The following is a 15,702-nucleotide window of genomic DNA, read 5'->3' on the forward strand; positions in this document are numbered from 1 at the left end:
ACGCGCTATACCAATATATTCACGAGTTTAGTATTCGCTAGCTTAGCTTAGCTGGGTTTCAATCCAAGCAGGTAGAGCGCTGATAACCGCTGTACTGTTGCCAGACTTCGGTGCGCCGCCTTGTGCGTAGTCAGGCTTACCGCCACCTTTACCACCAAGCTCACCTGCCAAATGACGAATAATATCACCAGCTTTCACTTTGGCAGTGACAGGTTTTGCGACGCTCGCTGCGAGTGCTAATTGGTCATCTTTATCACCAATCAATACAATCACGCTATCAGGGAGTTTTGATTTGATATCGTCCATTAGCGTACGGATGGATTTACCATCGATACCGCTTAAAGTACTGATAAGAACTGGCGTACCTGCGATCGTTTGTACATCATCAAGCAAATTGGCTGCTTGAGCACTGGCGATTTTCTGCTCTAAGCGCTCTAGTTGTTTTTCTAGGTCACGTTGCTTATCAGCCATCGTACGGACACGCTGCGCCACTTCAGGACGTTTTACTTTCAGCTGACTTGCCAATTCGCTCAGTTGTTGCTCGCTTTGCTGAATATTTTTGACCGCGTTCATGCCAGTGACAGCTTCAACTCGGCGGATACCAGCCGCAATACCAGACTCACTAGTGATTTTTAGCACACCGATATCGCCCGTACGCTGTACGTGCAAGCCACCACATAGCTCGATAGAAAAAGGCTTACGCTGACCATCAACGATACGGTCTGTACCCATGGTTAGGACTCGAACATCACTACCGTACTTTTCACCAAACAGTGCCATAGCGCCTTGATTCATCGCTTCATCAATCGACATGTGCTCGATGCGGGCAGGGGTATTGGCTTGAATTTGTTCATTAACGAGACGTTCAACACGCATGATTTCAGCGGCGCTGACAGGTTTGTCATAAGCAAAGTCAAAACGTAACACTTCGCTTGAGACCAACGAGCCTTTCTGCGTGACCGCATCGCCCAGCACTTCTCTTAGTGCTGCATGCAACAGGTGAGTGGCCGAATGATTTTTGGCACTAGCAGCACGAATGCTAGAAAGTACTTGTGCTTCAGCGGTTTGCTTAGTGCTGATATCGCCCATGGTCACGACACCATAATGGATAATCGCCTGACCAGATTTTTTGGTGTCTTGAACTTCAAAAACGCCAGATGCCGTACGGATTTCACCAAGCTCACCAACTTGACCACCACCTTCAGCATAAAATGGGGTGCGATCCAATACCACAACGCCTTCCATGCCTTCTGTTAAGCTGTCTGCTGGGTTGCCGTCTTGATAAAGCGCGTCAATAGTCACGCCGTCTTCTTCAAGCTGCTCATAGCCGATAAATGTCGTTGGCGTTTCTACTTGGATGACACTGCTGTAATCGACGTCAAACTTGCCAGCATCACGCGCACGCTCACGTTGTGCCTGCATATGCTCATCAAATTCGGCTTCATCAATAGCAATACCACGCTCACGAGTGATATCGGCGGTCAAATCAAGTGGGAAACCATAGGTATCATAAAGCTTAAATGCTGCTTCACCAGATAGCGTATCGCCATCTTGTAAGCCTTCAAGTTCGCTGGCAAGTAAACGTAAGCCTTGAGCCAATGTTTTAGCAAACTGTGCTTCTTCTTTTTGAATGGCGTTTTCGATGACGCTCTGCTTGTCTTTTAGCTCAGGATAAGCACTGCCCATTTCAGCGACGAGTGGCGCAACCATTTTATAGAAAAACTCACTATCAGCGCCAAGCTTGTTGCCATGACGTACCGCACGACGAATGACACGGCGCAATACATAGCCGCGACCTTCATTACTTGGCGTGACACCATCAGCAATCAAAAACGCCACGGCACGAATATGGTCGGCGATGACTTTCAATGATGATTGTTGCTCGTTATTGATCTCTAGGATTTCAGCCGCTGCATCCATCAAATGGACAAATAAGTCGATCTCGTAGTTGCCATGAACGCCTTGCATGATGGCACTAATACGCTCAAGCCCCATGCCTGTATCGACGCTAGGTGCAGGCAGTGGTAATAGTGTGCCGTCTTTTTGACGATTGAACTGCATGAATACACAGTTCCAAATCTCAATATAGCGATCGCCGTCTTCTTCTGGCGTACCTGGCAGGCCGCCTTCGATATCGGCACCGTGGTCATAAAAGACTTCGGTGCAAGGACCACAAGGACCAGTGTCACCCATTGTCCAAAAGTTATCAGAAGCGTAGGGAGCACCTTTATTATCACCAATACGAATGATGCGCTCACTCGGAATGCCGATGTTTTTATTCCAAATCTCAAAAGCTTCGTCATCAGTTTCATAGATAGTGACGTAGAGACGATCTTTATCAATCGCTAACCACTTCTCCGAGGTTAGAAATTCCCAGATATACTCGATGCCTGCTTGCTTGAAATAATCACCAAATGAGAAGTTGCCAAGCATTTCAAAGAAAGTATGATGACGGGCGGTATAGCCGACATTATCCAAATCATTATGTTTGCCGCCAGCACGTACACACTTTTGCGAGGTTACCGCACGTGTATAGTCACGTGGTTCCATACCCAAAAAGGTTTCTTTAAACTGATTCATACCGGCATTGGTAAATAGCAATGTCGGATCATTGTGTGGAATCAAGCTAGACGATGAAACTTGGGTGTGCTGCTTGCTTATGAAAAAATCGATAAAGGCTTGGCGAATATCGGCTGAGCGAAATGGCTGGCTCACAGCGGCTCCTTACTGACGGATAGAATTGAGTAAATGACATAAAATAATTTTGCAAGCGATTTTAGCACAAACGCCCAAGCTCTTGGTACAAGAGTTATAACTACTAGGTTATTATACGTGTGCTAGTCACTGCATAATTTGTAAAGTATGCATATTAGTTGGTCAAAATGGCCGCATCCGTTTCATCCAATTTGTCTTGCGTCGTTGGATTAGACTCGATTACTTGCACAGGCAAATAACGTAGTTGAAGCTTGATTGGCAAGTACTCTGGGAAATTCTCTGCCATATCATTAGTAATGAGTGTCTCAATCTGGCGTACATCGTATGAGCTCGGTAAAGTTTCTCCACGTACGATCGCCCGCACCACTTGGTTCTCTTCTGAGGTATCAAACTGTGTATTGGTCAATACATTGCCTTGATCGATAAAGTAGTTGTTGATGGCTTCTTTGACACTACTCTCGAATACTTGCTGCTTAGCATTGGTCTGTAGGTTGATGGTTAAGTAGGCACCTAAGCCGCCAAGTAGTAATAAAGTCACCGCGTTACGCTGCAAAAAAGTCAGATAGGTATTGGACTTGTAATCGTCATCGACCAAACGACGGAACCCTAACACCCACAATACAAGCGCATTGGTAAACTGGATAGCAAGAATGTTTGTCGCTGCCAATAACAGCGCACCAAGCCCAAGCTGCATCTCGCCATTAGCGAGTAAGATACCACTAGCAGCCAGTGGTGGTACTAAGGCTGTGGCAACCGCAACGCCAACAACAGCAACCGAGAGATGCGGAGATACCATCGCGTACGCGCCAGCAGTACCACCTGCTAAGGCAATCATCAGATCCATGGAAGTAGGCTGGGTACGTGATAGGATTTCTGCCGTTAGCGGTTGATCTTTATGTAGCCAACCAACGATAAAGCCGACCAATACCACCAGCGAGACACCGATAATGACGGTAAAAAGCGACTTACGCAGTAAGGGCATACGGTGATCGATAATCGCTAGCGCTATACCCGTGATAGGGCCTAGCATCATCGCAACCAGCATCGCTCCGATGACCACGGCTGCTGAATTGGTCACTAGGCCATAACTGGCAATGATGGCAGACAAAATGTTCATGATGAAGTACATCTTGCTAGGTAGCGCGTTCGCCTCAATCCTAACCCGTACTTCTGGGTAATCTACCTTTTGATTGCTAAATTGCTCGGCGACAAATTGCTTATAAGACTCAAGTTTGGCTTCTTTTTCCTCTTGAACCTCATCTTCGTCACTTTCACCTTGAGACTTTTGAGCGTCGCTGTCTTCTACATCGCTATCTTCTACATCAGTGTCTTTACTTTGGTTATTATCTTCTGAGTCATTATTTTGATTGTCATCATCGCGACTAGATTTGTTTTTTGTCTTTTGTTGATTGGCTGTTTTGTTATCTGATGACTGTGCTGCGATATTTGTGTCATCAGCAGGGTCATCGGCATAGTTGTCTTCTGCTTCTACCGTTACTTCAGCATCACTATCATCTCGAGCACTTTTTTCTGTTGTTTCTGCCGTATCCGACTGGAAGAAATCGGACTTTTCTTTCGCTTCTATAGTTTCTGACTCTGCAACCTCTGATGCTTCAGTATTTGATTGTGACTCAGGTTCTGTCGACTCCAATGTTGCTACGACCACATCGTCACTGATGGTTTCCATGGTTATCTCAGCGTCAGGTGGCTGCGCACATTCAGTGTCTACTTCGGAGTCTGTTTTGCTATCTGTATCAGTCGATTGCTTGTGTTGATTGTCTTCGCTTTCATCATTGTCTACAGCGGCATCATCAACTACTGGGTCAATTGTCGCGTCTTGATTGTGAGAGGCGTCAGTAGCGATTGATGAATCGTTTTGATCCACTGAGTTAGGCGCAGTGTTTTTTTCAGATGAGGACATAGCAGATAGCGTTCTTAGTAGGTAAAGAAAGTCATTATTGTAATGATAAATAGATAAAGATATAGGAGATTCTTGAAAATATAAAAAAGAGTTGAGAGAAGGTGGGAGTAAGAACTGGTATTTCTTATGATTAAGTCTAAAACCTTAATAATAGCATGGTTTTTATTCTAAAGTCATTCAATATAGATGCTACAAGGGTTCACGATAAATACTTACTTTTTTTGTGGAATTAAGGTTAAATATATTATATCCACAATAAAGATAAGGAATAATTTATGAACTGGCCGTTATTTTCTGTCATCTACTCAATGGCAGCTACTGTGACTATCGGACTTTTTATGATTGGTGCTCTCATTACAGGGTTCGATGAGATATTTCATATTCAAATAGCAGTGGGATTGGGCGTTCTAGCTTCGATACCTGCAGGATTATTCTTTACCAAAAAAATTGGCAGTATTACTGGCAATGAAGAAGGCTATAAAACATAAAGTCAAACAGTCAAAAATAAAGACAAGCAGTGTTATCGATATAAAGTGGAACCACCTATCAACAAACAAAAAAAGACCTCAATATTGAGGTCTTTTTTGTCATCATTAAAAATATTTGCTAACTAGCATCGAAGCTAGATTTAATACAGTTCTATTTATTGAAGTTCGACAACCGCGCCATTTTCGATGTTGGCATAAACTTCTAACACATCCCAGTTGGTCAAACGAACACAACCTGCTGAGCCTTGACGACTGATACCTTCAGGTACTGGTGAGCCATGTAAACCGTAAGAAGGCTTAGATAATCCCATCCAAACGACACCGACTGGGTTGTTTGGTCCTGGTGCTATCATATGAACTTTCTTTTGAGCGCCTTCACCAACGGTTGATTTATACCAAGGCATTTTCACTTTATTGATAATTTTGAACGTACCTTTTGGAGACGGTGTGGCATCGCTACCGACGGTCGTCGGATAAGTAGCAACCAATTTGTCACCATTATAGGCATACAATGTTTTGTCGGCTTTGTTAGCGACTACGCGATTGATACGTTGGTTCAGCTTGTCACGAGTATTTAGTACTGTGATAGTCTCGCCAACAGCGTACTTTTTATTTTTGTTGAGTTTATCTAAGTAACGTACATCCATATGGAAACGTTCACCTAGCATCTCTTTAATATCTTGATAATAAAGACCTTTCATTTTTGACTTCGCTTCTGAACCAGAAGGCGTAGTCGCAAAATTGGTATTGATATCGTCTGCGGTCAACGTATAAGTGACCAGTACAGGTTTGTTTGCAGGGATATTTTTAACCAAGGCGTCCCAAGTTTGTTGATCCATTTTACCAGTCGCTGGCAAGCCTTTCATCGTTTGGAAGTTAACAAGGGCTTTTTTGCTGTTCATGCCCCAACCACCATCGATAGGACCAGGAGAAGCATGGTTCCAATCGAGCAGCGCCTGCATTTTGATGGTCATCGCTGAGTTGACTTTCATATTAGGTGACCAGACAGCACCGTTCACTTGCTTAGCATAGTTCGACAAGTTCAGCGTTGTGTGCTTCTTACCATCCTTGTCTTCGATGTTTTTGATGGTTGGATCATCGCTAAAGTCTTGACGCTTCTCACTCTCTGGTAACTCAAAAGCGAGTGGATCAGACGAGTCGATAGATGATAGGTCGCTAGGCGCAGCGACGGCTTGACCTTCACTAATGTCATCATTGCGGTCAGCTTGCTCATCTTTACGCGTTAGTTCTGCTGCACTCATATTATCAGCAACTGGGGCTGGCACGTTTTGGTTGGCTTCTTGCTTATTATTGATAAGCTGGTTCATGCTGTCGACTGGTTTCGCTTTCTCTGTATTTAACTGTACAGTAGCAGCGCCATCTGAGCGACTACGGTTTTCTTGCACATTAAGGCTAACCTTTTTTGCAAGACCTGGCATAGCGTCAGCCGTGCGTACTGGCAATGTGCGAGTACTATCGGCAGGTGCAGCAAGTGCGGCTACACTAGCACTTACAGCTGCGATAGATATGGCAGTAATAATTGGCTTTATTTTCATCATATTGAGTCACTTGTGGTTGCTACTAATGCGGCTATTATGCGCATAATTTGATTGCATCGCAAATTTTTGACACATCTTTTTGCATTTAAGACTTGCCAAACGTCAACTGCTGACGTATTCGCTACAGTTGGGTAATAATTTAACCAAGGTGTGTATGGCGTCGTGCTCGATTCTTACGCAAACTGTTCATTATTCGCACTATTTTTTGTGCAAGTAAAAATGACAGTTATTGGCGCTACTAGAGGTTTACGTCTATAATGTATGACTGAATTTTATTTAATATAACGATTTTTAGCAAAAAGCAATTTAACCCGCTAGCAGTTAATCCACAAGGTGCGATATGTCAGAAGACCAAACAATGAGTGCAGAAGAGTTTCAAAACCAATACTTCAATGATGAGTCTGAGGGCTTAGACGGTGAGATGGAGTATGATTTAGAGACTGGACTTCTTGGTGAGCACGATGAATTTGCTAACTTACATGCAGAGCTAAACGAAGCACGTGAGCAGCTCGTCAGTATTCGCGACTTTATTCGTTTTTCAGTCACGCAGCTGCGTAACTATGACGTTGTTGTTGCACAAGGCACGACCGATGAGTTTGCAGAAGCGTCAGCCATTGTCTTGCATTCTTTGTCTCTCGATTGGTCTGCCAATGAGCAGATTTTAGACTGTCGTCTGACCACGTCTGAAAAGCAGTTGGTACTAGGGCTGTTAGAAGAGCGTATCGCTGAACGTAAGCCGTTAAGTTATTTGATTAACTTGTCGTACTTCTGCGATTTGCCTTTTTATGTTGATGAGCGTGTTCTTATCCCTCGTTCACCGATTGCAGAGTTGATTCGTCAGCAGTTCCATCCGTACTTTGAAGTTACCGAGTTGGCCAAACCACTGGGTGTCAGTCCGAACGAAAAGTCAGCGGTATTTTATGACCATGGCCTAGATGTGAAGCAGTTGTCGCAGCCTGAGCGTATCTTGGACTTGTGTACTGGCTCTGGCTGTATCGCTATCGCGCTTGCTACTCGTTTCGTTGATGCGTTGGTTGATGCCGTTGATATCGATAAAGGCGCATTAGAAGTAGCAATGGTCAACGTAGATCATCATGACCTTGGCCATCAAGTAAACGTAATCGAGTCTGATTTGTTTGCCAAGATACCTGCTGAAAATCAGTATGAGCTTATCGTCACCAATCCGCCGTATGTAGACGCTGCTATCATGGCAGATTTACCGCCTGAGTTCTTATACGAGCCTGAGCATGCATTAGCCGCGGGCCAAGATGGCTTGGATTTGGTACATCGTATTTTATTTGAAGCGCCAGATTACCTTAGCCCAGATGGGTTGCTGGTCTGTGAAGTAGGCGACAGCGAATGGGCATTAAAACAAGCCTATCCTGAAATCCAATTTGATTGGTTGAAGTTTGCACATGGTGGACATGGTGTCTTTGCGATTACCTATGATGAGCTAGTTTCAAACCGTCAATTGTTTGCCTCTTATGTTCAGCTATTAGATAGCCTTCAATAGACAAATATTAGGTTAAATAGACATCGGCTGCACGAGCCGAAACTATAAATAACAATACAATCACTCATTACATACAAGCAGTATAAGCAGTCATCATAAGTGGCATGAGTGATTGGTCAAATAGTCATCAGTAGCGTTTACTTGTTTAAGGACAGTTATGGCAGGCAATAGTATTGGGCAGGTTTTTACGGTTACCACTTGCGGTGAGTCGCATGGGGCAGGCCTTATGGCCATCGTTGATGGCGTACCACCAGGTTTAGCATTATCTGCAGACGACCTACAAGTAGATTTGGATCGTCGCAAACCAGGTACGTCTAAGTATTCAACCCAGCGCCGTGAGTCTGATGAAGTTGAGATTATCTCTGGTGTGTTTGAAGGCAAAACCACAGGTACGTCTATCGGTCTATTGATTCGCAATACCAATCAAAAATCTAAAGACTATAGCGATATCAAAGATACTTTCCGTCCTGGACACGCTGACTATACTTACAGTATGAAATATGGTTTCCGTGACTATCGTGGTGGTGGTCGTTCGTCAGCGCGTGAGACGGCTATGCGAGTGGCAGCTGGTGCTATTGCCAAGAAATATCTGCAAGGACGTTTGGGCGTACAAATCCGTGGTCACGTGACTCAGATTGGCAATGAGCATAGTAATGTCTTAGACCCAAACCAAATTGACTGGGATTTTGTAAATAGTAATCCGTTCTTTTGTGCCGACAAAGAAGCGATCGGTCGTTTTGAGACGTTGATTGATAACTTGCGCCGCGAAGGCACTAGCTGTGGTGCACGCCTTGATATCATTGCGAGCGGTGTGCCAGTAGGCTTAGGTGAGCCAGTATTTGATCGTTTAGATGCAGATATTGCTCATGCGATGATGAGTATCAATGCGGTCAAAGGCGTCGAGATTGGCGATGGGATGGCGGTGGCAGGTCAATTCGGACATAGCGCTCGTGATGAGCTGACGCCAGATGGGTTTGCAGCCAACCATGCTGGCGGTGTCTTGGGCGGTATCTCATCAGGCCAAGATATCCGTGTGAGTATTGCGCTAAAACCAACGTCTAGTATTACCACTGCTGGCAAGAGCATCAACACTCAAGGTGAAGCAGTTGATATGCTGACTAAGGGTCGTCATGATCCTTGCGTGGGTGTCCGTGCCACGCCGATTGCAGAAGCCATGTTAGCCATTGTTTTGCTAGATCACTATCTGCGCCATCGCGGTCAAAATGCGGATGTAAAGCCACCAGTAGAATCGATTACTTAGTATTTTTGTCGTAGAGTAATCAGCCCTTTGTTGTTTCCAGTAGTTTAATACTAGAAATAATAAAGGGCTTTTTTATGTCCAAATAAAATACAGGTGTTACCTAAATACAATTAATGTGTTGAGCGAGCAAGATATCAGGCTGCCAGTTGATACTCATCAATAGCCACACATTGCTGATGCCGAAACACCAACAATAACCGCTGACTAGGAATCGCTAGCCAATGTCCAAACTCAATACTACCGACACCTTGGCTCAATAAAGTTTGTACGCATTGATGACGACTAAGGCCGATTAGGTTCTTGATGATAAGGTTATCAGTTAATTGATATGACATATATTTTCTACTCCTAATTTGCTTTACGAATTTGATGGTTCAATAGATCCTAGTGTTATCGTAAAATAAAGAAGTAGAAATCCTGTGTAGTCATGATGGAAAGTTGATGAACTGTTATAAGTTATTACTCTCAAGCTAAGGGCAAGGTAATACTAACCATCACACCAGAAAGCTGCTTTTTACCAGTATCAGTGTTATCAGTTCTAGCTTTATCAGTGTCTGCTTTATAATCATTGGCATGGACATTATCAATAGTTACCTGACCGCCATGGTGCTCAATGACTTGCTTTACTAAGGTGAGTCCAAGGCCCGTGCCCTTTTTAAGCGTATTACTACTATGGTCAGTCTGCCTTGGCTCAGTCGTTGGATATACTGAGTCTATATTTAGGTCATTAATATCTATACGATTTGTGGTTTGTTCCGTTGCTTGATTTGTGGTTTGAGATGATGATTGGCTTTGATGAGACAAGCTAAAGTAACGCTCAAATGCTTTGGCTATAGCATATTCGGGTAGCAGTTTACCATCATTGAATATATCGATAGTGACGGTTCGAGCAGTGCTATACAATGAAATCTCAACAGTACGATTTGCAAAGTGTATCGCATTATCAAGCACATTTTGCAGTACCTGTATTAACCAAAATTGGTCAGCATACACGCTGGTCGATGCCAGTACTTCTGCTGGCAAGTTTGCAGTATTGGTTACATTCTTATTATCAATATGTATATCGATAGGGTATAGATTCTGCTGTTGCTGCTTGGCTGTATTATTTTTGATCAAATTTTGCAAAAGCGGTAATAGGGGAGTCAATTGTCGGTTGAGTTTAAAGGTAGGCTGTTCTACTTTAGCCAGCAACAGAAGTCGGTCGATGAGTTGTTGCATCTTTACGCTTTGCTCGCCAACCGTCTCAATGAGCATCTGCCGATCTTCATTATCCAGTTTATTTCCATCCAATCCATCGTCCTCTAACAGCTCGCTACTGGCACGTATCGCGGTTAAAGGGCTTTTTAGCTCATGGGTCAAAGTATGGACGTAATCGGTGACGTAAGCACGATTTTCCAATCGATGCTTCATGGTCTCGATGGTATCTGTCAGGCTATTTAATTCATGACCTAGATAGAAATAGGGCTTTTTGGTGTCTTCTGCCAGCGCGCTAGTATATTGAGTCACTAAGGTAATACTTTGCTTAAGCCACCATGCTACTAGACCTGCCAGTATAAGGGCGGCGATACTGATAAGTAGTGCGGTGATGAGCATACGGTTACGCGTATCATCTAAATAAGGCAATACGCTAGCGACAGGCTTACCGACACTGACCACACCGATGATATCTCCAGACGGATTTTTGATGGGTTGCGCCACATACATGACCGAACCATCGCGCCGCTGATAATCTTGCAGTGTACTTCTCGCGCCGTATTGTCCTTTTAACGTGAGATAGACATCATTCCAGCGTCCATAGTTCTGCCCTTCATTATTATCAGGTTTGGGCAGGGAGTCGTAAATGACTATGCCGCTACTGTCTGTCACATATACACGAAAGCTACTGTAGCTTTTGGTTTGATCGACAGGACTGAGCGTTTCGCCCATCGCTGGCATGCCGACAAATGCAGCATCAAGTTGCGCTTGATATTCCTCGTCATATAGCTGCCCTGTAGATAACGGCACCTGTAGACTGGCCGCGAGTAATTTACTGGTATCCAAGAGAGTATCTTCGATGACTTGCTGCGCGGTTGGCTTAACGTAGCCAAACAACTGAGTAAACACCACCACGCCGCATATGACGAGCACCAACGCAACGGCTAGCCAAATTCTAAAAAATATACTTAAATTGAGCAGCCGTTTGCGTTTAGGGGCTTGCTGAGCAGTACCAATTGGATGCAGTTTGGCATACCAATTGCTTTGGTCATTATGAATATCATTTTCAGCAGGATTGGTTTTATTATTCATAAACTAGCAGCCACTGTTAAGCGGGACATAGTGCGTAACCCAGTCCACGATGTGTATGGATGACATCTATACTCGAATCTACCATAGCGAGCTGTTTACGAATTGACTTAATATGACTGTCTATAGTGCGTGCCAAGCGGTGGTCAGGATAGTCGCTTACTGCGCTAAGTAACTGCTCACGGCTAAAGACTTGATACGGCGCTTGTAATAATGTCAGCAGAATTTTGCGTTCTGTATTGCTAAGTTCAAGCTTTTGCTCTTGCCACGTTAATGAATAGTTGAGCGGTTGATAATGCCAAACGCCGGATTGGTTTTCAAACGTTAATGCTTGTCCTGATAGATTGTTTGACGAAGTATTATCCGTACTGTCATTTGAGTTTGCGATATGAGATCCTGACTGTTGAATCAGTTGTTCACGGCGCCAAATGGCTTTTAAGCGTGCGACCAATTCACGTGGACTAAAGGGTTTGGCGCAATAGTCGTCACCACCCATCTCCAACCCCAAAATCCGATCGACCTCATCGCTACGCGCGGTCAAAAACACGATAGGCAAATCTTTTAAGGCGTCGATATCAGGCGTATGACGTATTTTCTGACATAGACTCAAGCCATCACCATCTGGTAGACCTACATCCATAATGATCGCCGACAGATCTTGTGCTTCATGACTATGCAACATGGGTAACACGCTACTGGCATTATCCAACCAAGTTATCTGCCAGCCTTCGCGCTTACAGGTAACCTTAAGCGACATCGCGATCGCAGGATCATCTTCTACCAGTAAAATATGGGTCATAGTCTCTACATCGTCTTATAAGCTTAGTAAATTATCGTAGCACAAAACAGCAGGTTGCTTTTGCTGCCACGAGTTAAATGGTGTGAAAAGTTAATGGAAAAGTAGGGTGCTCAGTAGATAGTTTGTGATGTAATCACCTTAATACATTCAACAAAAAAGCCAGCTCCATAAATAAGTTGGCCTTGGTAACGAAGATTAAGCGTGGTTGTATATTAATAGACTAAGCGAAAATCTATTTAAGACCTTTGCAGTTGGCATAGTAGCTCACCGTAGCTGGCCAATCTGAAAAAATGCCTTGGACACCGACGTCCTGCGCTAGTACGTCAATATAATTCATCATATCACCGTCATTGTTGATAGCATCACCAAGACCGCTATAGTACCAATCGCCACCATCCGTTAATGGCCCTGAACGCTCTATCGACCAAGTAATGATTTTTAGACCATTGGCTTTGGCTTGTTTTGCGTATTCTGATGGTTGCATATTTCCCTTACCATCAGTAGTGACTAGCAACCAAAGTGCTGGAGCGATGGTGTTTATGCCACGTGCTTTGATATCAGCCAATGAGTGCTTCCATGTGCTTGCGTCATCTTTATCAAATGTTTTATCCTTAGCGGTCTCATTGCTGTCATCAATCAGATAAACGGCATTAGCCCCATAAGCTGGCTCGTTTTTGATCCAGTAATCAAGATCTTCTATATTGAATGACTGGGCAAATACATCGCTTGCAGGTACATCCGCTGCCTTATAAGTATCTATCAGCTGTTGGCGGTAATCGTTCAAACGATAGCCGTTAAACGGCATGGTCACTGCAGGTGCTTTTAGCTCAGGCGTGTGCTTCATACCCAGCTTGCGAGCCAACGCGATATGCTCTTTCAAGGTTAACACTTTGCCGTTTTGCGAGTACAAATCCGTTCGCCAAGGCGCGGTTGCATTCATATATTCACTAATACTGGTTGCTTTTTTATTGGCAGCATCCATCTTACCCGTCAAGGTTTTAAACTGAGCGGCACTGATATCTGAGGTTCGGCATTCGATACTTTCGGCATTAGTAAGTTTGCCTTTAGCATCTAAGATGGGCGGTACGGTACATTGCTTGGCCAGCGGCGTGGCTAATATATTAGTAGTGGTGTGCAAATCGTTCTGGGCATGACGACAGACAAGCTCACCGTCATTGGTAAAAGCGACATCACATTCCAAGATGCCAGCACCCATTTGTGCTGACGCCACGTAGCTATCATAAGTATGTTCAGGCAGCTGTAACGGCGCACCTCGATGCGCAATAGAGAAATCTGTCTTACTTGGCAGTTGCCCTCTGCATGCCTGTAGCTCTTCTTTTAGTGGTCCCTCATCCATATCATTTATCAAATAAAACGGACGCACTCCATAGGTATATGCGACAGGTGAAGACGATTGTGATTGCGGTTGCGCTGTCGATAAAGGGGCTTTTGATGTGAGCGTTGAGCGGCTATCGGTAGTGCAGCCTACTATCAATAATGAGCTGATCAGCGTTAAAGGTAAGGCGAGATTCATCTTATTAACTTTAGCCATCGTGTACTTACTCAGCTCAAGCGCTGATTTATTAGAAATTGTCATGTAAAATGTTCCTGCAAAATTATAAAAAAATCCCATCGGACGTATGGATAGGAATTGAAAAATTAACGTTTGACTATTGATTGCTGTTTGCTAAAAACCACTAAAGGTCGTGACATTGTTGTAAGAGCCTAGCCTTGTAGGAAATTGGCCTTGTAAAACTTTAGCATTAATGCGGATACAATTGTAGGCACATGTACTAAAGAATAGACAGCTGACAGTATTTAAGCTTGATAGTTTTAAGCTTGATAGTACTGAGCTTATCGGTCGTAAAATCATACGTGTCTTCTTATACTGTTCACATTTTTGTTATTGTTCGTTTAGTACCTCACTATTGACCATACTCTCAAACTAACAGATGATATTGACCATATAATGACACACACATTATTTTGGCAAAAAATATAGAAATGCTTAAGGCATCTCTCACTACATTATTAAGGATAACTATGAATAACTATTTAGACGCCGTCGTCGTTGAGCACAATCCCTCTCAAAAAAAGATAGATCGCGCAGTGATTTGGCTACATGGCTTAGGTGCTAGCGGTCATGATTTTGAGCCAGTTGTACCGCAGCTTGGCTTGGCTAATGATATGGCAGTACGTTTTATCTTCCCACATGCACCTAAACGCCCAGTCACAGTAAATGGTGGCATGGTGATGCCAGCATGGTACGACATCATAGAGATGAGTCTGGAGCGTAAAGTAGATGTGGCTCAAATTGAAGAGTCTGCTCAGCAGATACAAGATTTGATCAGTCGTGAGATAGAGCGCGGCGTGTTACCAGAGCATATCGTCATCGCAGGGTTTTCGCAGGGCGGGGCAGTTGCGTATCATGTGGCACTTGGCTATCCAAAACGTTTGGCTGGCTTGATGACGCTCTCTACCTACTTAGCGACCAATGATAATATTGAGTATAGTGCTGCCAATAAAGACATGCCGATTCTGATTGAACATGGTTCTCATGACCCAGTCGTGCCTGTTATCCTAGGTGAGCAAGCACAGCAGTTATTATCAGCAAAAGATTATAATGTGTCTTATAATATGTATCCGATGGCGCACCAAGTCTGTATGCCACAGATTCAAAATATCGGTAAATGGTTAAACACTGTTTTGGCTTAGTCTATTAAGCTGTAACGTAATGTAATGCAGGCTACTTATAGGTTGAAACCTAACCGATATCTCCTATATAATAGCCAGTCTTATTGGGGATGTTCTGGCTTCGACGCTGGTGATGAAACTCAATGATGCATGTCGAGAGTGTATGTCCTCTCGTTAATCAAACATATATTGTTATAGTCGCAAACGACGAAACTTACGCTCTAGCAGCTTAAACCCTGCTTACTTAGTTGCTGATCACCTACAGTTGGTTAACTAAGTTGAAGCGTCCGCATGTAGGCTCGCCACAAGTGATTGTCTCAATTGCTTGGGTTCAAAAGTAGAGAATCGTCCAATCCATCCTGACTGTCGGATCGGTGCGGATTAAAACTAAAGACAGAAACTAAACATGTAGATTCATGAGCGTAATGCTGGCGGACGCGGGTTCAACTCCCGCCATCTCCACCAAACA

General features: G+C 43.9%; 11 protein-coding genes and 1 other RNA gene. 5 read left to right on the plus strand and 7 right to left on the minus strand.

Going from position 1 to position 15,702, the window contains the following annotated elements; translation table 11 throughout:
• Positions 1–42: 42 nt before the first annotated feature.
• A complete protein-coding gene (alaS, locus tag HCZ91_RS06655) occupies positions 43–2,715 on the minus strand; it encodes an alanine--tRNA ligase (protein WP_179798761.1) in 2,673 nt (890 codons plus the stop codon).
• Positions 2,716–2,869: 154 nt separating this feature from the next.
• Positions 2,870–4,636 (minus strand): DUF389 domain-containing protein, encoded by a 1,767-nt coding sequence (locus HCZ91_RS06660; RefSeq protein WP_179798762.1) that lies wholly within the window; start codon positions 4,634–4,636, stop codon positions 2,870–2,872.
• A 275-nt stretch (positions 4,637–4,911) separates the two neighbouring features.
• Between HCZ91_RS06660 and HCZ91_RS06665 the strand changes: the two genes are divergently transcribed.
• Positions 4,912–5,124, plus strand: a complete 213-nt coding sequence (locus HCZ91_RS06665) for a hypothetical protein (protein ID WP_102094255.1) — start codon at positions 4,912–4,914, stop codon at positions 5,122–5,124.
• Positions 5,125–5,279: 155 nt separating this feature from the next.
• Here HCZ91_RS06665 and HCZ91_RS06670 read toward each other — a convergent pair whose 3' ends face one another.
• Positions 5,280–6,683 carry a L,D-transpeptidase family protein gene (locus HCZ91_RS06670; protein ID WP_179798763.1) on the minus strand — a complete coding sequence of 468 codons (1,404 nt, stop codon included), beginning with the start codon at positions 6,681–6,683 and terminating at the stop codon, positions 5,280–5,282.
• Between the two features lie 340 nt (positions 6,684–7,023).
• Here HCZ91_RS06670 and prmB point away from each other — a divergent pair, with 340 nt between their 5' ends.
• Together prmB and aroC are read left to right on the plus strand one after the other, a co-directional pair.
• Positions 7,024–8,196, plus strand: coding sequence for a 50S ribosomal protein L3 N(5)-glutamine methyltransferase (gene prmB / locus HCZ91_RS06675; RefSeq protein ID WP_179798764.1), 1,173 nt, complete (start codon positions 7,024–7,026; stop codon positions 8,194–8,196).
• 157 nt (positions 8,197–8,353) lie between these two features.
• Entirely contained in the window at positions 8,354–9,457 is a 1,104-nt protein-coding gene (gene aroC, locus HCZ91_RS06680; RefSeq protein WP_179798765.1) for a chorismate synthase, read from the plus strand.
• Between the two features lie 134 nt (positions 9,458–9,591).
• Here aroC and HCZ91_RS06685 read toward each other — a convergent pair whose 3' ends face one another.
• The 4 genes from HCZ91_RS06685 to HCZ91_RS06700 form a co-directional block, all read right to left on the minus strand.
• Positions 9,592–9,792 (minus strand): hypothetical protein, encoded by a 201-nt coding sequence (locus tag HCZ91_RS06685; RefSeq protein WP_179798766.1) that lies wholly within the window; start codon positions 9,790–9,792, stop codon positions 9,592–9,594.
• A 130-nt stretch (positions 9,793–9,922) separates the two neighbouring features.
• Positions 9,923–11,743 (minus strand): two-component system sensor histidine kinase CreC, encoded by a 1,821-nt coding sequence (gene creC, locus HCZ91_RS06690; RefSeq protein WP_179798767.1) that lies wholly within the window; start codon positions 11,741–11,743, stop codon positions 9,923–9,925.
• A gap of 16 nt (positions 11,744–11,759) precedes the next feature.
• On the minus strand, positions 11,760–12,539 hold the full coding sequence (locus HCZ91_RS06695) for a response regulator (RefSeq protein WP_179798768.1): 780 nt from the start codon (positions 12,537–12,539) through the stop codon (positions 11,760–11,762).
• Positions 12,540–12,771: 232 nt separating this feature from the next.
• A complete protein-coding gene (locus HCZ91_RS06700; protein WP_179798769.1) occupies positions 12,772–14,136 on the minus strand; it encodes a glycerophosphodiester phosphodiesterase family protein in 1,365 nt (454 codons plus the stop codon).
• A 446-nt stretch (positions 14,137–14,582) separates the two neighbouring features.
• On the opposite strand from HCZ91_RS06700, the gene HCZ91_RS06705 reads away from it, so the two are divergent.
• Together HCZ91_RS06705 and ssrA are read left to right on the plus strand one after the other, a co-directional pair.
• A complete protein-coding gene (locus HCZ91_RS06705; RefSeq protein ID WP_179798770.1) occupies positions 14,583–15,254 on the plus strand; it encodes a dienelactone hydrolase family protein in 672 nt (223 codons plus the stop codon).
• A gap of 85 nt (positions 15,255–15,339) precedes the next feature.
• Positions 15,340–15,698: a transfer-messenger RNA gene (gene ssrA, locus HCZ91_RS06710) on the plus strand.
• Positions 15,699–15,702: the final 4 nt, after the last annotated feature.

Origin of the sequence: Psychrobacter sp. BI730, from assembly GCF_013414195.1 — a bacterium.
Classification (GTDB): domain Bacteria; phylum Pseudomonadota; class Gammaproteobacteria; order Pseudomonadales; family Moraxellaceae; genus Psychrobacter.